This is a genomic window from Streptomyces guryensis, assembly GCF_021261325.1.
GTDB classification, from domain to species: domain Bacteria; phylum Actinomycetota; class Actinomycetes; order Streptomycetales; family Streptomycetaceae; genus Streptomyces; species Streptomyces guryensis.
The window spans coordinates 406,105-424,812 of record NZ_JAJSBI010000003.1 but is presented as its reverse complement, the minus strand read 5'-3'; the positions used below and the strand labels follow the sequence as shown (position 1 = coordinate 424,812).

Here is an 18,708-nt window from a genome sequence, read left to right as displayed (position 1 = left end):
GCGCTACTTCACCGCGACCTGCGAGATGTCCAGCACACCGGTCCAGTCACTGATCACGACGTTCCTGATGTCCTTGCCGACCAGGCGCTTGTAGACCGGGTGGAACAGCGGCACGGTCAGGGCCTGCTCGCCGATCTTCTTGTCCAGTGCACCCCACCTCTTGGCGGCAGCGTCAAGATCGGTCAACTTGTTGATCGCGTCAATCTCGGCATTGACCGACTTGTCATTGAGCAGGCCCGTGTTGAAGTTGGCGCCGTCCTTGACGATCTGCCGGCCGTCGAAGATCGGGGCGAGGAAGGGACCGCCGGAGGGCCAGTCGGCACCCCAGTGGGTGAGGAAGAACCCGGGCTCGGTCTTCACGTTGTGGATCTTGTCGGAGTAGTCGTTGTCCTCCAGCCCCTGCAGCCTGACCGTGATCCCGGCCTGCTTGAGCGCGTCCTGGACGGCGGTCGCGATCTCCGGGCTGGTCTCGAAGTTCTTGGCGTTGGAGTGCGTCAGCGTCACGGTGAGTCCCTTCGGGTAACCGGCCTCCTTCAGCAGCTCCTTGGCCTTCGCCGCGTTGCCCGTCCTGCCCGCCGGGAAGAGGTCGTACGGCGTGTAGCCGAAGGACTTCTGGTTGGGCAGGTAGGTGGTGGCGGCCTCGGCGAGCGCGGAACCGCCGGCCGCGTTGATCACGGAGGACCGGTCGACGGCGTACGAGATCGCCTGCCGCACCTTGACGTTGTCGAACGGCTTGACCGTCGGGTTGAACGCGATGTAGTCCGTCTGACCGAAGTGACCGGTACCGACCCGCGACGAGAGTTCCTTGTCGCCCGTCACCTTGGCGAGTTCGGCCGGACCGAGGTTGGTGTCCACCGTGACGGCGGCTGCGTCCGCACCCTGGGACGCCGACAGTCGCTGGTTGATCACGGACGAGTCAAGACCCGACTTCACGTCGACCTTGTCCGGGTAGGCCTTCCGCTCCGCGTCCGTCGCGGTCGACCAGTACTTGTTGCGCTCCAGGACGATGTGCTCACCGTTGTTCTCGTTCGTGACGACCCGGTACGGGCCGGACGAGACCGGGTGCTCGGCGTACTTGGTGCCGGTGTCCTTGGCCTTCGGGACGGGCGTGAACTGCGTCTGCGTGGCCAGGTACGGGAACTCGCCCTCGGGCTTGTCCAGATGGAAGACGACGGTCCGGGCATCCGGCGTCTCGATCGCCGACAGGCCCTTCTTGTCCTTGTACGGCCCCTGGTAGTCGGCCGCGCCGACCAGCCAGTCCCGCAAGTAAGGGGCGCCGCCGGACAGTTCGGGCGCGAAGGAGCGCTCGATGCCGTACTTGATGTCGGCGGACGTGATCGCCGTGCCGTCCTCGTACTTGAGGCCCTTCTTCAGGGTGTACGTCCACACGGTCGCGTCCTTGTTGGGGCGCCCGGTGTCGGTGGCGAGGTCCGGGACGACCTTGGCACCGGCCGCGCCGTTCTCCCGGTTGCGGGTGGTGAGCGTACGGAAGACCAGGGACGGGACGTTGCCGCCGCCGGAGGTGTACAGGCGGGCGGGGTCGAAGTTCTCCGTCGGGTCGGCGTTCAGCACGGTCAGGGTGCCGCCCTTGTGCGGCGTGGAGTCGCCACCGGAGCCCTTGGCATCGTTGTCCTTGGGCCCGCAGGCGGCGGCGCCCGCCGCCAGAACGAGGCCTGCGGATGCAGCGGCCACGCGGCGCGCTCTGACGGACGGTTGACGCATCGGAATGACGACCTCTCGGAGTGGTTCGGGCCCCGGTGAACCGGAATGTGCCCGAATGGTGAGACAGGTGGACGAGGAGTGAGACGAAAGTGAACAGACCTCGGCCCGGGCGTCAGGTCGTCGAAAACCGTGACCGAGTCACGGAAGAGGAAGGAAAATCGCGACGCGAACGCCTGAGGGCGAGCGTCAGCGACAGTGGATGTCGGCCACGCAGAGCGGGGTCACGCCGATGAGCGCCAGCTCGATGGCTGCGCGTGCGGTGGCGTGGGGGGTCGACATGCCCAGAAATATGTATGAACTTTCTGGGCATGTCAACGTGACACATGAGGCGTCTGTCAACTCCCGGGATACGGCCAGGGGTTGGGCAGACAGTGGATCCCATCGTGGTCGAGGAACTTGGTCTGCTGCTGCATGACCGGCGCGAGCTGGCCGCTCTTGCTGCAGGTGACATGGCTGTAGCCGAGCCGGTGACCGACCTCGTGGTTGATCAGCATCTGCCGGTAGGCGTGAATTTGATCACCGTATGTCTTCGATCCCTGCGCCCATCTGTACGCGTTGATCATCACGCGCTCGGTGGCGGCCGAGTCGCACGAGACGTTGTCCTCGGTGGTGTCGAGTCCGGACTTCGCGCACCATTTCGCCGTCGTCCCGGGGCTGGCGAGCGTGATCACGAAGTCGGGTTTACCGGTGTAGATGCGCTCGAAGGTGCGGGCACCGTTGTGGGCCCAGCTCCGGTTGTCGTTGAGCGTCTTCTGCACGGCCTGGGCGAAGAGTTCGCCGTCGAGCCCGAGCCCCTGCTCCACGTCCACGCGGTAGGTGTACTTCTGGCCCGTCCCCGGCGCCTTGTCGACCCCGGGGACCGCGTCGAACTTCCCCGACGCCTTGAGCGTGGCGCTGAGCGGGTACTTCTCCGCCATCGCCTGCGCATACGTGAGCGTCGCCACGCCCGGCGACCCGGACGGCGACGACTGCGTACCCGAGTCCCGGGCGTCCCGCGCCTGGTCGGTGGCCGACTGCGTCCCGATGCCGGCGCCTTCGCGCCCGTGCGTGACCTGACCGGCGACGACGACGGCCAGCACGGTGGTGACAGCGGCGGCCGCGATACCGGTGAACGTCCGCCCCTTGCCTCCCTTCGCCTGCGCGGGCACGCCGGTCGGGGGCGCGTCGTCGTCCGTCTCGGAGGGGACGCCGACCCCCGTGTCGGGGTCCCAGTCGGTGACGGGGGCATACGGGTCCGAGGCGTGCGCCGAGACACCGCTACGGGGCGCGAAGACGTCGTCGTCCTCGTCCTCGCCGAAGGCTTCGAGGTAGTCCTGCCGCGGCCCACCGGGCGGCGCCTGCCGCTGCCGCGGTATCGGGGCACCGGGCCCCGCACCGGCCGGCCCCCTCAACTCACCCCATCCACCACCGGCTTCACGCTGCTCGGGATGACCACTGCGGACTTGGGGGGTGCCGCGGACGGGGGTGCCATCGGGGAGGCGGGGGACGCCGCGCCCGGGCGTGCCCTCGGCAACCCGCGGCACCCCACGGGCAGGCGTGCCGTCAGCGAGACGCGGGACACCGTGCACCGGCGTTCCATCGGGCAGACGAGGCACTCCCCGCGCGGGGGTACCGTCCGCAGACCGCGGCACCCCATGCGCGGGAGTGCCGTCCGGCAGACGCGGCACTCCACGCCCGGGCGCACCCTCGGCAACCCGCGGCACCCCACGGGCAGGCGTGCCGTCAGGGAATCGCGGCACCCCACGGGCAGGCGTGCCGTCAGGGAATCGCGGCACCCCGCGCGCGGGCGTGCCGTCCGGCGTCCTCGGCGTCCCGGACATCGGGGCCCGCTGCTGCCCGCCCGACGGTCCGGGCACCCGGCGGCCCACCGCACCGCCTTGCTGCGCCCCCGGAACGGATCCTGTACCGGCGGCCGGCCTGCCGCCCTGCCCCGCACCTATGTCACCGGCGTCGCCCTTCGCGGCGGCAGCGCCCCCGCGGCGGCTGTGGCGTCCCACGTCGGCCCTCAGCTCCCCGCGCTCTCGGCGGCGGTCTCGCCGTCGTCGACGACCGGACCGCCTCCGTCGGGGGAAGCCGCGGCTGCGAGGGAAGCCGGCTCGCCGGACGGGAAGCCGCCGGTCGGCTCTCCTCTCTCACCGAGGAGTTCGCAGAAGGCGCGGGCCACCGTCTCGGGGTACTCCATCATCGCGACATGCCCCGCGTCCGGCAGGGTGAGCAGACGGGACCCACGGAAAGCGCGGGCCGCCCGCTGGGCCATGCGGAAGCCGACGAGCTGGTCCCGGCCGCCGTAGACGAGCAGGGTCGGGGCGAGGACGCGCTCGGCCTGGCGCCACAGGCCGTGCTGGCCGCTCAGCGTGTAGGCATTCACCACTCCGCGCGCGGAGCGCGTCAACGCGTCCCAGAAGTACGGCAGTTGAAGGCGCCGCTCCATCTCCTCGACCGCGTTGCGGAAACCTTCCGGTGTCACCCGACCGGGGTCGCCGTAACAGAGCGCCGTGACCCCGCGGACCCGCTCCTCCGCGGACCACTCCTTGGTGAACCGGGTGAAGAGCGCGGTGACACCGGGCAGCGCCAGCAGCGCCGTGGGGACCGCGGTCCGCTGGACGCGGATCTCCGGCAGCGCAGGCGACACCAGCGTGAGCGTCCGGACCAGGTCGGGCCGCAGCGCCGCGACACGGGTGGCGACGGCGCCGCCGAGCGAGTTGCCGAAGAGGTGCACGGGCCCACGGCCGGCCGCGTCGAGAAAACGGATGACCGCGCGCGCGTGGCCGGTCACCGAGTAGTCGCCGTCGTCCGGCGGCGGCGAGTCACCGAAGCCCGGCAGGTCGACCGCCTCGCCGTCGACGACCCCCTCCAGCTGCTGCATCAGCGCCGACCAGTTCTGCGAGGAACCGCCCAGCCCGTGGACGTACAGCGCGGGCGGCAGTCCCTCACGGGCCGGTGGTCTCGACCGTACCGACAGCGTGATCCCCGGCAGCCCCACCGACCTGAGCCGCTCACCCTCCGCGACCCTGACGGGCGCCACCTTCGGTAGCGCAGTGGTCGCCGGCACGGAGGGCAGCTCGGTCGAAGACATGCGGCAATGTTACGAGACGATCACGCAGTGGCTCATGTGTTCGCGGTCACAGATCGCGGGGCACACCGCATAGCGTCCGGATCGGGTGTCTCCTAGGCTCGTAAAGAGGGCACCCGCAGTGGCCCCTGCTCCGTCGCAGGGACATTCGTAGGAAGGGAGCCCAACCATGGCCGTAGACCCCACCGATCCCGAGACGTTCGTGGACGAGGACACACAGGAAGCCCACGAGATCGACCTCGAGGCCCCCGAGAACGACGCCGCGGACCAGTACGCACACCCCGCACCGGACCGCGACGACCCTCTTGAGGACGTGGACCCGGCCCGCGCGAACGAGGCCGACCTCGTCGAGCAGCGCCGCGTCGTCTCCACCGACGAGGACGACTACCGCTGACAAGCGGTTGCGGGGCGACGGAGTGTGCCGCTGAGCTGGAACGAGGTGACATGCTGCCCGCTTCGATCCGTTTTGAAACCCTCTGTACGGCTTTCGCCACCGTCCGGTCCGTGAAATTCTGCGCTCGCACCGCGCACGACAGGGTTACCGAAAAGTACGATGGCCGCGCGGCGCACACCGCATGTGGACGATTTTGGGAGGCGGCGTGACAGCCATCGAGCAGACAGAGGCAGCACGCCCGCGGGGCACGCGCCTGCCGCGCCGTGCCCGACGGAACCAGTTGCTGGGCGCCGCACAGGAAGTCTTTGTGGCGCAGGGGTACCACGCGGCCGCGATGGACGACATCGCCGAGCGCGCCGGCGTCAGCAAGCCGGTGCTCTACCAGCACTTCCCGGGCAAGCTCGACCTCTACCTCGCCCTGCTGGACCAGCACTGCGAGTCGCTGATCGGCGCGGTACGCGGAGCACTCGCGTCGACGACCGACAACAAGCAGCGTGTACGGGCGACGATGGACGCCTACTTCGCGTACGTCGAGGACGACGGCGGCGCCTTCCGCCTGGTCTTCGAGTCCGACCTGACGAACGAGCCCGCGGTGCGCGAGCGCGTCGACAAGGTCACGACCGAGTGCGCGGAGGCGATCTGCGAGGTCATCGCCGAGGACACCGGCCTCTCGCGCGCGGAGTCGATGCTGCTGGCCTCCGGCCTCGGCGGCCTCGCCCAGGTGGTGGCCCGGTCCTGGCTGCACAGCGACCGCAGCGTGCCGCGCGACCAGGCGGTGCAGCTGCTGACCTCGCTGGCCTGGCGCGGTATCGCGGGCTTCCCGCTGCACGGCATCGACCAGCCCCACTGACTCGCACGCGCGCGTACCGGCCGTTTGTTCCCGTCGGCTGTTCGCTCCTGGCGTGCAGGCGCGGAGGGTGCAGGTCCCCTCACCGGGCTAATGTGTGCTGGGTACGGCGCGTAAAGGTCGCGCACTTCACTGACCGTCGGAGGGACATAGCCGTGGAGGTCAAGATCGGCGTGCAGCACGCGCCCCGCGAGATCGTTCTGGAGAGCGGTCAGAGTGCCGAGGAGGTCGAGCGGGTCGTGGCCGAGGCACTGGCCGGCAAGTCACAGCTGCTGACCCTCGTGGACGAGCACGGCCGCAAGGTCCTCGTCCCGGCCGAGCGCCTCGCCTACGTCGAGCTCGGCGAGCCGGCCCCGCGCAAGGTGGGTTTCGGAGCGCTGTAGGCGCACAACAGCACATCACCGAAGGGGCCCGGCGGCCGATGGTCGCCGGGCCCCTTCGGCTTCGCCCCGAGATTTTTTTCTCCACATCTGGAGCACAAGTCACGCACAGGGGAGGATTGCATTCCGCAGGTCACGGGTATGACGGGCTACGACCGTGATGGGCAGTGTGGCCGTGTGGGAGGGACTCCATGTTGTTGTTCGAAGCGCTCGGTTCCGTACTTCTCGGTCTTGTGCTGGCGGGGGCGGCGATCCACCGCCTGTCCGACCGGCTGCCCACCCGTTCCCTGGTGCTCGCGACCGGGATCGCCGGAGCCCTCTTCGGCGCCTTCGTCACGCACAGCGCGCTGGACCCCGGCAACTTCCTGCTGATCCTGCTCGGCGCTGCGATCGTCTCCGCGGCCTCGCTGTCGCTGCTGGTGCGCCCGGCCGGGAGGCTGCGCCGACGATCAGCGCCGGCGTAGGAACAACGCCCCCGTAGGGGCGCGGGGCCTTGTCTATGTGCGGCTCCGCCACGTGGGCGCGACCAGCCCCCGCGACCCGCAGCCGCGAGACAGCCGAAGCCGCCTCGCAGAGCGCTACGCCGCCAGGCCCAGCGCAGCCATCCGCTTCGTGTGGGCCTCGGTGATCCGCGAGAACATCCGGCCGACCTCGGCCAGGTCGAAGCCGTCCGCGACGCCGCCGACGAGCATCGTCGACAGCGCGTCGCGGTCCGCGACCACCCGCTGGGACTGCGACAGGGCCTCGCCCATGAGACGCCGGGCCCACAACGCGAGACGGCCGCCCACGCGCGGGTCGGCGTCGATCGCGGCGCGCACCTTCTCCACGGCGAAACCGGCGTGCCCGGTGTCGTCCAGCACGGCCAGCACCAGCTCACGCGAGTCCGCGTCGAGCCGCGCGGCGACCTCGCGGTAGAAGTCGCTGGCGATCGAGTCGCCGACGTAGGCCTTGACGAGCCCTTCCAGCCAGTCCGAGGGCGCGGTCTGCTTGTGGAAGCCGTCCAGGGCGGCGACGAACGGCTCCATCGCGCGCGTGGGCTCCTCGCCGATCTCCGTGAGCCGGTCGCGCAGCCGCTCGAAGTGGTGGAACTCCGCCGACGCCATCTTGGCCAGTGCCGCCTTGTCCGCCAGCGTCGGCGCCAGCTTGGCGTCCTCCGCGAGCCGCTCGAACGCTGCGAGTTCGCCGTACGCGAGGGCACCGAGGAGATCGACGACCGCGGCCCGGTACTGGGGGTCCGCGGAGGCCCGGCCCCAGTCCTGGGCGGCCACTCCGGTCTGCTCGGCGGGTGCGTCAGAGGTGTTGTCAGGCGTCGTCATGAAGCGCACAATAGTCCGCTTGCCGAGCCCTGGAAGTCCCTGGTCAATCAGTGTGATGACGGCTACGTGACCAAATCGGCCATCGCGTGTGCGTGATTCCGGGGTATGGTGGTAATGCGCCTGCCGACTACTCGACGGGCCGCACGTATGAGGATGCCCGGTCGGTGGCCCGATCGGCTCCGACCCGACAGCCCTCCTTATCCGTACGGCACATTGCGTACGGAATCCGGAGGGAGACCCCTCAGCGGTACGAGCGCTAGAGCGTCGGCAGTGGTCCCGTGCCCTACGGCAAGCCCGTAAGGCAGCCGACGTCCCCGGCACGGTCCGTCAAAGACCCCCGCGCTCGCCTCGCACCGCGCACACAGAAGAGGCAGCACCCTGACTACCACGTTCAGAGATCTCGGCATCCTTCCCGAGACCGCCGAGGCCCTCGAGGCCGTCGGTATCATCACCCCCTTCCCCATCCAGGAGATGACCCTCCCCGTCGCCCTCACGGGCACGGACGTCATCGGCCAGGCCAAGACCGGCACCGGCAAGACGCTGGGCTTCGGCCTCCCGCTCCTCGAGCGCGTCACCGTCCCCGCGGACGTGGAGGCGGGCCGCGCGAAGCCCGAGGACCTCACCGACACCCCGCAGGCGCTCGTCGTCGTCCCCACGCGCGAGCTGTGCACGCAGGTCACCAACGACCTGCTGACCGCGGGCAAGGTGCGCAACGTACGCGTTCTCGCCATCTACGGCGGCCGGGCCTACGAGCCGCAGGTCGAGGCCCTCAAGCAGGGCGTCGACGTGGTCGTCGGCACGCCTGGCCGGCTGCTGGACCTCGCGGGCCAGAAGAAGCTCAACCTCAAGCACGTCAAGGCCCTTGTCCTCGACGAGGCCGACGAGATGCTCGACCTGGGCTTCCTGCCTGACGTCGAGAAGATCATCAACCTGCTGCCGGCCCGTCGGCAGACCATGCTGTTCTCGGCGACCATGCCGGGCGCGGTCATCGGTCTCGCGCGCCGCTACATGTCGCAGCCCACGCACATCCGCGCCACCGCGCCGGACGACGAGGGCAAGACGGTCGCGAACACCCAGCAGCACGTGTACCGCGCGCACAACATGGACAAGCCCGAACTGGTCGCGCGCATACTGCAGGCCGACGGCCGGGGACTGGTCATGGTCTTCTGCCGTACGAAGCGCACCGCGGCCGACCTCGCCGACCAGCTCAAGCAGCGCGGTTTCGCGGCCGGCGCGGTCCACGGCGACCTCGGCCAGGGCGCCCGCGAGCAGGCGCTGCGCGCCTTCCGCAACGGCAAGGTGGACGTCCTCGTCTGCACCGACGTCGCCGCCCGCGGCATCGACGTCGAAGGCGTGACCCACGTCATCAACTACCAGTCTCCCGAAGAGGAGAAGACGTACCTGCACCGCATCGGCCGTACCGGTCGTGCGGGCGCCAAGGGCATCGCGATCACGCTCGTCGACTGGGACGACATCCCGCGCTGGCAGCTGATCAACAAGGCGCTGGAGCTGAACTTCAACGACCCGCCGGAGACGTACTCCACGTCCCCGCACCTCTTCGAGGAACTGAGCATCCCCGCGGGCACCAAGGGTGTTCTGCCGCGCGCCGAGCGCACGCGTGCCGGGCTGGACGCGGAGGTGCTCGAGGACCTGGGCGAGACCGGCGGCCGCGGTGCACGCGGTCGCGGTGGCCGCCCCGAGCGGGGTGGCCGGGGCGAGTCCGGGTCCACCGAGCGCGAGCGCACGGAGCGCACGCCGCGTCGCCGCCGCCGTACCCGCGGCGGTTCGCACTTGGACGCGACGGCCACTCCGGACGCCTCGACGGCGGTCTCGTCGCCGGAGGAGGCCGCCGGTCCCCGCACTCCACGTCGCCGTCGCCGCACCCGCAGCGGTTCGGCGGCGGAGCCGGTGACGGCCGCGGCCACGGCACCCGAGGCCGCTGAAGCCGCCGTCACGACGGCGGAGGGCCCGGCCCTGGACACCCCCGAGGCCTCGTCGAAGCCGCGCCGCCGCCGCACCCGCAGGTCCGCGGAGAGCACGGCCGCCGCGGAGTCGCTCACCGCCGAGGCCCCGGCGATAGAGGAAGCCCCGCCGGCCGCGGAGCCCGAGGCTCCCGCCACGCCGCGTCGCCGTACGCGCAAGGCGACGGCAGCCGCTGCGGAGACGGCGGTCGACACCGCCGAGGTCACCGAGGCCAAGCCCCGCACCCGGACCCGCAAGGTGGCTACCGCCGCGGAGACCGCGGTCGACACGGCCGAGGGCACCACCGAGTCGGCGTCGGAACCGACACAGACCGCACCGCGCCGCCGCACCCGCAAGGCGACGGCAGCCGCCGAGCCCACGGCCGAGGCCACCGAGGCCAAGCCCCGCACCCTCAAGACGGCCGCCACCGCGGAGGCCACCGCCGAAGCGACCGAGGCCAAGCCCCGGCGTACACGCAAGGCGACCACCGCCGCTGAAACCGCGGTCGACACGGCCGAGGGCACCACCGAGTCGGCGTCGGAACCGACACAGACCGCACCGCGCCGCCGCACCCGCAAGGCGACGGCAGCCGCCGAGCCCACGGCCGAGGCCACCGAGGCCAAGCCCCGCACCCGCAAGACGGCCGCCACCGCGGAGGCCACCGCCGAAGCGACCGAGGCCAAGCCCCGGCGTACACGCAAGGCGACCACCGCCGCGGAGACCGCGGTCGACACCGCCGAGGCCGCGGAGGCCAAGCCGCGGCGCACCCGCAAGACGGCCACCGCCGCGGAGACCACCGCCGATGCGGTCGAGGCCAAGCCTCGCCGTACCCGCAAGGCCGTTGCCGTCGCCGCCCCGGCGCCGGAGGTGGCGAACCCACGGCGTACCCGCAAGGCGGCGGCAGCCGTCGAGGCCTCGGTCGACACCGCCGAGGGCACGGAGGCCAAGCCGCGCCGCACCCGCAAGACGGCCACCGCCGCGGAGACCACCGCAGAGGCGAAGCCCCGCACGCGGAAGGCGGCGACCGCCGCGGTCGACACGGCCGAGGCCAAGCCGCGCCGCACCCGCAAGGCCACCGCCGTCGCGGAGATCCCGGCGCAGGCCGCCGAGGAGCCCGAGGCCAAGCCCCGGACCCGCGCCCGGAAGGCCGCGGCACCCGCCGTGGCCGCCGCCGACACGGCGGAGGCGAAGCCCAGGGCGCGTCGTACGCGGAAGGCCACGGCCGCCGCGGAGCCTGCGGAGAGCTGATTCGCTCACTCACCGACGGCCCGGCCCCACCTCACAGGAGGGGGCCGGGCCGTCGGCGTTCCGGCGCCGGTCCCCCTCCCCGACACCCGAGCAGGGCCGGCACCAGGCCCAGCGAGGCGGCGAGGATCGCCCTCAGGGCCCGCGGGAGCCCGCTGCGGCGGTGGGCAGGTGGGGCATGACGGCGGGCCGAAGCCGTCGGCCCCGGCACCCGGTCCGGATGGAGGAGGTACTGGCGCCGTTGCCACCCCGGCCGGATAACCTCACCTCATGAGCAGGCCCCCGACCTTCACCCCGCCCCCCGGCGCCCGCGCGTACGCGCTGCGCACCGCGCGCGGAGAGTTCGCCGTCGTCGACGCGCCCGTGGCGGACGGCGTCGCCCCCAAGGGAACCGCGCTGCTGCTGCCCGGGTTCACCGGCAGCAAGGAGGACTACAACCCGCTGCACCGGCCGCTCGCGGCACGCGGTTACCGGACCGTCGCGGTGGACGGACGGGGGCAGTACGAGTCCGACGGCCCCGAGACCGACGAATCGGCCTACGCCCAGGCCGAGTTGGCGCGGGACGTGCTCGCCCAGGCGGCCGCGCTCGACACCCCCGTGCACCTCGTCGGCCACTCCCTCGGCGGGCAGATCGCACGAGCCGCGGTCCTCCTGGACCACGCCCCCTTCCTCTCCCTCACCCTCATGGCCTCCGGCCCCGCCCAGATCTCCGGCTCCCAGCAGCAGCGCGTCAAGCTGCTCCGCGACGCGCTCGCCGTAATGAGCATGGCCGAGGTGTGGGAGGCGATCCAGGCCATGGAGCCGCCGGAGGAGACCGAGACCGGCGAGTCCGGGGAACTGGACGGCGGCCTCGACGACCGGGACGACCTGCGCCGCCGCTGGCTGGGCAACAAACCGGCCCAACTCCTCGTGACCGGCCGTCAGTTGTGCGTCGAACCTGACCGGGTGGCCGAGCTGGCCGCCGTACCGCTGCCGTTCCACGTGCTGTCGGGTTCCCAGGACGACACCTGGCCGGTGCCCCTGCTCGACGACATGGCACTGCGTCTGCACGCGCACCGCACTGTCGTGCAGGGCGCCGAACACTCCCCCAACACCGACAATCCCCTCGACACGGCCCGCGCCTTCGCCGACTTCTGGGACAGCGCACAGGACCGCCGGTAAGCGCCGCTGCTAGTACTGCGACTGCAGGTGCTCCCAGAACCCGTCCCGCAGCGCGCGCCGCAGGTCGGCCTGGCCGCGCAGGGAGTACTGGAGCAGTCCCTCCGCCTCCACCAGCAGGTCCTGGTCCACCGAGCCCGGCAGATAGGGGTGGCCGGGCAGCAGTTCCGCCAGGGAGTCGCGGCCCCGCGCGGCCAGCCACTTCGCGGCGATCTGCGCCCCGACGAAGCGGACGTCGTCACGGCCGGGCCGGGCGGCGGTGGCCTCGTAGGCGGCCGCGGTGCGCCGGAAGACGTACGGCTTGAAGAAGTCGAGGTCGAGGGTGCGCTGGCTGTCGACCTCCCAGAGCAGGGGCTCCGCCTGGTTGCGCCCCTCGGGAGCCTCGATGCCCCACAGGTGGACGCGCGCCCCGTAGCCCTGCGCCGCCTCGACCGCCGACACCAGGTCCTCGTCGCCGCCGAGCAGTGCCGCGTCGCTGATCGCCCGGTGTCTGGCCAGTGACTCCAGGTCCGATCTGATCAGCGAATCGACGCCTTTCTGCTGGTTGTTGGCGTTCAGGTTGCCCAGCCGGACCTTCACGTCCGGGAGTTCGGCGATCGACTGCTGCTCGGCGGTGTGGATGCGGCGTCGCGCGCCGTCGTACCAGTAGACGCGGAGCAGTCGGCTGTCCGCGAAGATCGTGCGGGCCCGGTCGATGAGCGCCTCGATCAGGCCTTCCGCGTCCAGATCGAAGGCGCGTCGGTCCTCCGTCCCCGCGACCAGCCGGCCCGCGGCCGCGTACAGGTACCCCGCGTCGACGAAGATCGCATGGGTCGAGGGTGTCTTCGCCACCTCGGCGAGCATCCGCTGCAGCAGCTCGTTCGTGCGGTCGATGCGGGCGCTGAGGGCCGCGAGGTCGTCATTCATCGCCTCCATTGTCCCGGCGGTCACGCTGCGGACACAACCGCTCCCGGTCGGTCTCCTCGGCGGTGCCTTACCCGCTAGTAGTTAGACGTTCGAAAAATTTCTTTAGCGTAGGGAATGTTTGTAACACGCAAGCCGTTGACTAGGACGTACACAGCGAGACGAAGGGAGAGGCCATGCGCTTCGAAATCATGCGACTCGACGAGGTCGACGGCACGACCGTGGACAGCACTGTCGTGGACGCCGCCTCCGTCAACCGGATCGTCCAGCATGCCGCCGCCATCGGACAGCGGCTCTGGATCCGGCCGGCCGAGAGTTCGGCCGCGTAACACGACGCAAACGCAACAGACGCGGATCACCGCTGAAGCTTCAGAGCCCCCGTACGGCATCGACGCCGTACGGGGGCTCTGCGCATACGTACCTCTCAGGCGCCCATACGCACCTCTCAGGCGCCCTTGATCACCTGCGTGATGCCGTTGATGATCTGCTGCACGGCGATCGCGGAGAGCATCATGCCCGCGAGCCGCGTCACCAGGACCACGCCCCCGTCCTTGATGACCCGGATGATCAGCAGCGAGTAGCGCATCACGAACCACAGCACGACATGGATGGCGAGGATCGCGCACCACACCGACACCTGTGTGGCCACGCTGTCGGCCTTCTGCACGGCGAGGATGACGGACACGATGGCACCGGGGCCGGCCAGCAGCGGCATGCCCAGCGGTACGAGCGCCACATTGACGTCCTTGGTCTGCTTCGGCTCGTCGGTCTTGCCGGTCAGCAGGTCGAGGGCGATGAGCAGGAGCAGCAGCCCGCCCGCGATCATCAGCGCGGGCACGGAGACGTGCAGGTAGTTGAGGATCTGGTGCCCCAGCAGCCCGAAGACGGTGATCACGCCGCCCGCCACGCACACGGCCTGGAAGGCCATCCGCTTCTGCACCTTGCCGGGGCGCCCGGCGGTCAGGGCGAGGAAGATCGGGGTGATCCCAGGGGGATCCATGATGACAAAAAGGGTCAGGAACAGGGAGCCGAAGACGGCGACGTCGAACATGGGTGAGCTACACGCCTTGCAGGAAATGGTGATGGACGGGAACGGCAGGTGCGGAGGGGGCCCTCAGGCTCCGCCGGTCCCCGGCACCGGGAACGCCCCGGTGGCCCGCCGCGTGATCTCCCCGTACACCTCGGGATCCGTGACGTACTCGCCGAGCACGCACGTCTTACGGCTGCCGTGGTAGTCGCTGGACCCGGTGGTCAGCAGCCCCAGTTCCCCGGCCAGTCCGCGCAGCCGCGCCCTGGTCTCCTCGTCATGGTCCATGTGCTCGACCTCGATGCCGTCGAGCCCGGCGGCGGCCATCTCGGCGATCGCGGCCTCCGGCACAGTGCGGCCGCGCTTGCTGGCGCCCGGGTGCGCGAAGACGGTGACCCCGCCCGCGGCCTTGACCAGCCGGATCGCCTCGAAGGGATCCGTCTCGTGCTTCTCGACGAAGGCCCGCCCGCCGTCGGCCAGCCACTCCTCGGTGAACGCGTCGCTCACGGTCGGTACGACGCCGAGCTCGACGAGCGCGGTCGCGACATGCGGCCGGCCGACGGAACCGCCCCCGGCGATCCGCTCGACCTGCTCCCAGGTGACCGGCACGCCCAGCCCGTTCAGCTTGGCGACCATGCCCTGGGCCCGCGGCACCCGGTCGTCGCGCACCAGCTCGCGCTCGGCGAGCAGCGTCGGCTCCTCGGGATCGAAGAGGTAGGCGAGCATGTGCATGGAGACACCGTCGACACGACAGGACAGCTCGGCGCCGGTGACGAGCGTGAGCCCCTCCGGCACCGCGGCCATCGCCTCGGCATACCCACGAGTGGTGTCGTGATCGGTCAGCGCAACAACGTCCAGCCCGGCCGCGGCAGCATTCCGCACCAGCTCAGCCGGGGTGTCCGTACCGTCGGAAGCAGTGGAGTGGGCGTGCAGGTCGATACGCACTACGCAGACTCCAAGCGGTGACGGAACAGAAGCGGACGCTCAAGGATAACCGGATTTTCACGGCCCCCTGTCACACCCGCACATACAGAGCGCCCCCTACAGCAACCGCCGTTCGGGGGCGCGAGGAACTGCGCGACCAGCGACATCGGACCCGCAGACGCCGGACGCGCGCCCCAGCTCCCCACCCCGTGGGCGCTACGGCTCGAGCAAGCGCGGCGAGAGCGCCCCGCACGGCACCAGTTCGACCTCCGCCCCCGCATCCCGCAAATCCGTCAGCACCAACTCGTCGTACATCAACAACCCCGACTGCTCGGGCCACACCACCGCCCACAGCCACAGCCCACGCGCCTCGCCCGCGAACACCGCCCGGTCGTCGGGGCTGCCGGCCACATGCCACAGCGGCGTGGGGCGCCCACCCGCCAGCACCTTGGCCTGGGACGGCTTCTCGACGTTCATGTACGGACCCGGATCCGGACCGTCGATCCCCGCGTACCGCGCGCCGAGCCCGACGCCGAGTTCCTCTGCGACCAGGATCAGCTCCCCTATTCCACCGAGCGGCCCCGGCCCCGAGCAGGCCACGGCGGTGGCGCGGCCGCCATGGCGGTCGTCACCCGCGCAGGCCACACCTGTGAACAGCCAGCCGATCGGCAGCGGCCACGGCATCCACACCGGCACCTGGGTGCGATGCACCACGACACTGAGGGCCTCGACGCTGGGCGGGATCACGGGCTGCAGCGGATGCACGGTGCCGTGCACATCGCACTGCCAGGTGTCGGAGAAGAGTCCGGGAGCCCTGACCCGGCCACCACACTTCGGGCAACTGGGTTCGCCCCTCATAGGGCCCCACGGTGCTACCCCCGCTCCGCCACGTCAAGGACGATCACCCGTCCGGACGGAACCCTTCACCGGAACCCTCACCGCCGGAACGGGACGCACGGTGTCAGGGTCTTGACCAACTGCCCGGTTCCGGCGGCGCGTTGGTGAGCTTGCTCACTTGGCGGTCGGCCCAGCGGGACGGACCGGTCAGTCCAGCGGGACGGACCTGCGGGACGGATCCCGCAGGTCCGTCCCGTTCGTCAGCCAGCGCTCCTGGAGGGCCTGGGCGCCGTGCACGCGCTTCCAGGCGGCCTCGTTCGGCGTCATGGGGAGCAGGGGCAGGAAGCGGACCGGATCGAGGGGCTCGTCGAGATCGAGGTCCTCGATCAGACCGCCCGGCTCGGCCACCAGGACGGAGCTGAACGGAGCCCCGGGCCACAGGGGCTCACCGACGTCGAGCGAGGCACCGGGCGCCACGATCACGCCCTCGACCTGCGGGGACGCGGCGAGTACGGCGAGCGGGCGCAGCGCCTTGTCGGTGTCGGCGAGGCCGCCGCGCACCGAGAGGACCAGCTCCGCGCGCGGGCCCTTGACGGGGTCGGCGAGCACCGCGGTGGGGTCGCTCATCGGCTGCGCGGACATGCCGAGCGTGGCGTAGCGGACGATGTCCCCTCCCCTGGAGTCGTCCCGGAAACGCAACACCTCGATGCGGTCCGTGCCCAGGAAGGTGACCGCCGCGCGCGCGTCCGGTTCGCCCAGCGAGCTGCGCAACCGGGCCTCGACCAGAGGGAGAACATCAACCATGCGGTGAGCATAGAACTCGTCAGCACCGGGCAAAGCTGCACCTTGACAGTTTGGGCGGCTGATACTCTGGCCCGGTCGTTCGGGCAGCACGCAGGAGCGTCGCGATCGAGTCCCGACGCCGATTGAGACTCCCTTACGAGGGACCGGCCGGAGGAGGTGGGGCTGTCATGGATCGAAGTCACCCGTGCAGTACCACTCGCTCTTCCCGCCGCTGATACAGCTGATCCGGCTCTGGCTGACCGCCGCCTTTCACGCTCACGTCTTCTCGCGGAAGAGCACTTCGTTTCGTTGTGCCTGATCTGTCTGATCTGAATCAGTAGCGAAGCTCACCACCGCGACGGTGCGGTGCTCCCCGCTTTGCGGACGTGCCAAACACCCGCAGTCAGGACGTCCCCATTCCGGGCAGTTCCATCCGTCGTCGGCGCCCTTTCGCTGCCTGTCACGAAGGAGCCAGCCATGTCGATGATCCGTGACCTCCGCGCCGCGGTCCGGCCGTCCCGCATCTCCCTGCGCAAGGACACCGGTGTGTACGACACGACTCGCGACCCGTCGACGCCGACCGCGGTCGTCGACTGCGCCGTCTACCGCGACGGGGCCCGCGTCGACACGGGCAAGCCGATGACCCCGCACGAGGCGATGCGCCTGGTGCGCCGCGACGGGGGCTTCGTGTGGATCGGGATGCACGAGCCGACCGAGGCCGAATTCGCCGGTATCGCCCGCGAGTTCGGGCTGCACCCGCTGGCCGTCGAGGACGCCGTCCAGGCCCACCAGCGACCCAAGCTGGAGCGGTACGACGACTCCCTGTTCACCGTCTTCAAGACGATCCACTACGTCGAGCACGACCAGCTCACCGCCAACAGCGAGGTCGTGGAGACCGGCGAGGTCATGTGCTTCACCGGACGGGACTTCTTCATCACCGTCCGGCACGGCGGGCAGGGCTCGCTGCGCGCGTTGCGGCACCGGCTGCAGGACGACCCCGAGTTGCTCGCCAAGGGGCCCTCGGCGGTGCTGCACGCGATCGCCGACCACGTCGTCGACGGCTATGTCGCGGTCGCCGACGCCGTCCAGGACGACATCGACGAGGTGGAGACCGAGGTGTTCTCGCCGGGGCGCCGGGGCGGTGTCTCGCGCGGTGTGGACTCGGCGCGGATCTACCAGCTCAAGCGCGAGGTGCTGGAGTTCAAGCGGGCCGTGTCGCCGCTGCTGCGGCCCATGCAGCTGCTGAGCGAGCGGCCGATGCGGCTGATCGACCCCGACATCCAGAAGTACTTCCGGGACGTCGCCGACCACCTCGCCCGCGTCCAGGAGCAGGTCATCGGCTTCGACGAACTGCTGAACTCGATCCTGCAGGCCAACCTCGCGCAGGCGTCCGTCGCGCAGAACGAGGACATGCGGAAGATCACCGCCTGGGCCGCGATCATCGCCGTACCGACGATGGTGTGCGGGGTGTACGGCATGAACTTCAAGTACATGCCGGAGCTGCACTGGAAGTACGGCTACCCGGTGATCATGATGCTGACCGGGGTCATCTGCCTGGGCATCCACCGCACGCTGAAGCGGAACGGCTGGCTGTGAGGCGCCTGGATAGGCTGGGCTCATGACAAGCGAGCTGCTCGACCAGGCCCTCGTCGAGGAGGCCACCAAGAAGTCCGGCCTCATCTGGGTCAGGGGCCCGGGTTCCGCGGCCCGTGCGCTGTGGCATGTGTGGCACGAGGGTGCCGCGTGCGTCGTCGGCGACGGGCCGGGCGAGCAGCCGCTGCCGGGGCTGGCCGACGGGGCCGGCGCCGAGGTGACGGTCCGCAGCAGGGACAAGGGCGGGCGGCTGGTGTCCTGGCCGGCGAAGGTCGTGGAGCTGACGCCGGGTTCCGAGCCGTGGGAGGCGGCGGTCGCCGAGCTCAAGGGCAAGCGGCTGAACGCTCCCGACGGTGAGGCGATGACGGGCCGGTGGGCCCGCGAGTGCCGGGTGCTCCGCTTGGAGCCGGCGGGAGTCTCGGGCCCGCTGCCCGACGGCAGCCTGGCGGAGGCGCCGCTGCCGTCGCCGGCGACGACTCGTCAGCCGATCCCTGCGGGGTTGCCGCGGCTGCTCTTCCGGAAGCGGCGGAGCCGCTAGCGCTCC

At 70.7% G+C, this 18,708-nt stretch carries 19 protein-coding genes; 9 read left to right on the top strand and 10 right to left on the bottom strand.

What is annotated here, in order from left to right; translation table 11 throughout:
* Positions 1 to 3: 3 nt before the first annotated feature.
* From LJ657_RS08890 to LJ657_RS08880, 4 genes are all read right to left on the bottom strand, one after another.
* Positions 4 to 1,722 (bottom strand): ABC transporter substrate-binding protein, encoded by a 1,719-nt coding sequence (locus LJ657_RS08890; protein WP_232647845.1) that lies wholly within the window; start codon positions 1,720 to 1,722, stop codon positions 4 to 6.
* A gap of 186 nt (positions 1,723 to 1,908) precedes the next feature.
* On the bottom strand, positions 1,909 to 2,001 hold the full coding sequence (locus tag LJ657_RS48905; protein ID WP_372487845.1) for an Ms4533A family Cys-rich leader peptide: 93 nt from the start codon (positions 1,999 to 2,001) through the stop codon (positions 1,909 to 1,911).
* Between the two features lie 56 nt (positions 2,002 to 2,057).
* Positions 2,058 to 3,719: a DUF3152 domain-containing protein gene (locus LJ657_RS08885; protein WP_232647844.1), complete on the bottom strand. Its 1,662-nt coding sequence runs from the start codon at positions 3,717 to 3,719 to the stop codon at positions 2,058 to 2,060.
* 8 nt (positions 3,720 to 3,727) lie between these two features.
* Positions 3,728 to 4,798 carry an alpha/beta fold hydrolase gene (locus LJ657_RS08880; RefSeq protein WP_232647843.1) on the bottom strand — a complete coding sequence of 357 codons (1,071 nt, stop codon included), beginning with the start codon at positions 4,796 to 4,798 and terminating at the stop codon, positions 3,728 to 3,730.
* A gap of 166 nt (positions 4,799 to 4,964) precedes the next feature.
* On the opposite strand from LJ657_RS08880, the gene LJ657_RS08875 reads away from it, so the two are divergent.
* The 4 genes from LJ657_RS08875 to LJ657_RS08860 all read left to right on the top strand — a co-directional run bounded on the left by LJ657_RS08875 (position 4,965) and on the right by LJ657_RS08860 (position 6,880).
* Positions 4,965 to 5,189, top strand: coding sequence for a hypothetical protein (locus LJ657_RS08875; protein ID WP_232647842.1), 225 nt, complete (start codon positions 4,965 to 4,967; stop codon positions 5,187 to 5,189).
* A 205-nt stretch (positions 5,190 to 5,394) separates the two neighbouring features.
* Positions 5,395 to 6,039 (top strand): TetR/AcrR family transcriptional regulator, encoded by a 645-nt coding sequence (locus tag LJ657_RS08870; RefSeq protein WP_232647841.1) that lies wholly within the window; start codon positions 5,395 to 5,397, stop codon positions 6,037 to 6,039.
* Between the two features lie 152 nt (positions 6,040 to 6,191).
* Positions 6,192 to 6,419, top strand: a complete 228-nt coding sequence (locus LJ657_RS08865) for a DUF3107 domain-containing protein (RefSeq protein WP_030929216.1) — start codon at positions 6,192 to 6,194, stop codon at positions 6,417 to 6,419.
* Between the two features lie 188 nt (positions 6,420 to 6,607).
* On the top strand, positions 6,608 to 6,880 hold the full coding sequence (locus tag LJ657_RS08860) for a hypothetical protein (RefSeq protein WP_232647840.1): 273 nt from the start codon (positions 6,608 to 6,610) through the stop codon (positions 6,878 to 6,880).
* 114 nt (positions 6,881 to 6,994) lie between these two features.
* Here LJ657_RS08860 and LJ657_RS08855 read toward each other — a convergent pair whose 3' ends face one another.
* Positions 6,995 to 7,732 carry a ferritin-like fold-containing protein gene (locus LJ657_RS08855; RefSeq protein ID WP_232647839.1) on the bottom strand — a complete coding sequence of 246 codons (738 nt, stop codon included), beginning with the start codon at positions 7,730 to 7,732 and terminating at the stop codon, positions 6,995 to 6,997.
* Between the two features lie 471 nt (positions 7,733 to 8,203).
* Between LJ657_RS08855 and LJ657_RS08850 the strand changes: the two genes are divergently transcribed.
* Together LJ657_RS08850 and LJ657_RS08845 are read left to right on the top strand one after the other, a co-directional pair.
* Positions 8,204 to 10,942, top strand: coding sequence for a DEAD/DEAH box helicase (locus LJ657_RS08850; RefSeq protein WP_232647838.1), 2,739 nt, complete (start codon positions 8,204 to 8,206; stop codon positions 10,940 to 10,942).
* 267 nt (positions 10,943 to 11,209) lie between these two features.
* The gene (locus tag LJ657_RS08845; RefSeq protein ID WP_232647837.1) at positions 11,210 to 12,100 is read left to right on the top strand and encodes an alpha/beta fold hydrolase; all 891 of its coding nucleotides are present in this window, start codon (positions 11,210 to 11,212) and stop codon (positions 12,098 to 12,100) included.
* Between the two features lie 9 nt (positions 12,101 to 12,109).
* Here LJ657_RS08845 and LJ657_RS08840 read toward each other — a convergent pair whose 3' ends face one another.
* Positions 12,110 to 13,003: an NYN domain-containing protein gene (locus LJ657_RS08840; protein ID WP_232647836.1), complete on the bottom strand. Its 894-nt coding sequence runs from the start codon at positions 13,001 to 13,003 to the stop codon at positions 12,110 to 12,112.
* Between the two features lie 173 nt (positions 13,004 to 13,176).
* On the opposite strand from LJ657_RS08840, the gene LJ657_RS08835 reads away from it, so the two are divergent.
* On the top strand, positions 13,177 to 13,329 hold the full coding sequence (locus LJ657_RS08835) for a DUF8834 family protein (protein WP_232647835.1): 153 nt from the start codon (positions 13,177 to 13,179) through the stop codon (positions 13,327 to 13,329).
* 116 nt (positions 13,330 to 13,445) lie between these two features.
* On the opposite strand, the gene LJ657_RS08830 is transcribed toward LJ657_RS08835, so the two are convergent.
* From LJ657_RS08830 to LJ657_RS08815, 4 genes are all read right to left on the bottom strand, one after another.
* A complete protein-coding gene (locus LJ657_RS08830; RefSeq protein WP_232647834.1) occupies positions 13,446 to 14,051 on the bottom strand; it encodes a MarC family protein in 606 nt (201 codons plus the stop codon).
* 63 nt (positions 14,052 to 14,114) lie between these two features.
* Positions 14,115 to 14,972, bottom strand: a complete 858-nt coding sequence (locus LJ657_RS08825) for a PHP domain-containing protein (RefSeq protein WP_232647833.1) — start codon at positions 14,970 to 14,972, stop codon at positions 14,115 to 14,117.
* 195 nt (positions 14,973 to 15,167) lie between these two features.
* Positions 15,168 to 15,809: a DUF6758 family protein gene (locus tag LJ657_RS08820; protein WP_232647832.1), complete on the bottom strand. Its 642-nt coding sequence runs from the start codon at positions 15,807 to 15,809 to the stop codon at positions 15,168 to 15,170.
* A gap of 186 nt (positions 15,810 to 15,995) precedes the next feature.
* A complete protein-coding gene (locus LJ657_RS08815) occupies positions 15,996 to 16,592 on the bottom strand; it encodes a suppressor of fused domain protein (protein WP_232647831.1) in 597 nt (198 codons plus the stop codon).
* 456 nt (positions 16,593 to 17,048) lie between these two features.
* Between LJ657_RS08815 and LJ657_RS08810 the strand changes: the two genes are divergently transcribed.
* Positions 17,049 to 18,167 carry a magnesium and cobalt transport protein CorA gene (locus LJ657_RS08810; protein WP_232647830.1) on the top strand — a complete coding sequence of 373 codons (1,119 nt, stop codon included), beginning with the start codon at positions 17,049 to 17,051 and terminating at the stop codon, positions 18,165 to 18,167.
* A gap of 22 nt (positions 18,168 to 18,189) precedes the next feature.
* Positions 18,190 to 18,702 carry a hypothetical protein gene (locus tag LJ657_RS08805; protein WP_232647829.1) on the top strand — a complete coding sequence of 171 codons (513 nt, stop codon included), beginning with the start codon at positions 18,190 to 18,192 and terminating at the stop codon, positions 18,700 to 18,702.
* Positions 18,703 to 18,708: the final 6 nt, after the last annotated feature.

Coding starts and splice junctions, on each gene's coding strand:
- LJ657_RS48905 (WP_372487845.1), bottom strand. CDS start 2,001: ATGTCGACCCCCCACGCCACCGCACGCGCAGCCATCGAGCTGGCGCTC.
- LJ657_RS08890 (WP_232647845.1), bottom strand. CDS start 1,722: ATGCGTCAACCGTCCGTCAGAGCGCGCCGCGTGGCCGCTGCATCCGCA.
- LJ657_RS08820 (WP_232647832.1), bottom strand. CDS start 15,809: ATGAGGGGCGAACCCAGTTGCCCGAAGTGTGGTGGCCGGGTCAGGGCT.
- LJ657_RS08855 (WP_232647839.1), bottom strand. CDS start 7,732: ATGACGACGCCTGACAACACCTCTGACGCACCCGCCGAGCAGACCGGA.
- LJ657_RS08830 (WP_232647834.1), bottom strand. CDS start 14,051: ATGTTCGACGTCGCCGTCTTCGGCTCCCTGTTCCTGACCCTTTTTGTC.
- LJ657_RS08845 (WP_232647837.1), top strand. CDS start 11,210: ATGAGCAGGCCCCCGACCTTCACCCCGCCCCCCGGCGCCCGCGCGTAC.
- LJ657_RS08835 (WP_232647835.1), top strand. CDS start 13,177: ATGCGCTTCGAAATCATGCGACTCGACGAGGTCGACGGCACGACCGTG.
- LJ657_RS08840 (WP_232647836.1), bottom strand. CDS start 13,003: ATGAATGACGACCTCGCGGCCCTCAGCGCCCGCATCGACCGCACGAAC.
- LJ657_RS08850 (WP_232647838.1), top strand. CDS start 8,204: ATGACCCTCCCCGTCGCCCTCACGGGCACGGACGTCATCGGCCAGGCC.
- LJ657_RS08805 (WP_232647829.1), top strand. CDS start 18,190: ATGACAAGCGAGCTGCTCGACCAGGCCCTCGTCGAGGAGGCCACCAAG.
- LJ657_RS08875 (WP_232647842.1), top strand. CDS start 4,965: ATGGCCGTAGACCCCACCGATCCCGAGACGTTCGTGGACGAGGACACA.
- LJ657_RS08860 (WP_232647840.1), top strand. CDS start 6,608: ATGTTGTTGTTCGAAGCGCTCGGTTCCGTACTTCTCGGTCTTGTGCTG.
- LJ657_RS08880 (WP_232647843.1), bottom strand. CDS start 4,798: ATGTCTTCGACCGAGCTGCCCTCCGTGCCGGCGACCACTGCGCTACCG.
- LJ657_RS08810 (WP_232647830.1), top strand. CDS start 17,049: ATGTCGATGATCCGTGACCTCCGCGCCGCGGTCCGGCCGTCCCGCATC.
- LJ657_RS08815 (WP_232647831.1), bottom strand. CDS start 16,592: ATGGTTGATGTTCTCCCTCTGGTCGAGGCCCGGTTGCGCAGCTCGCTG.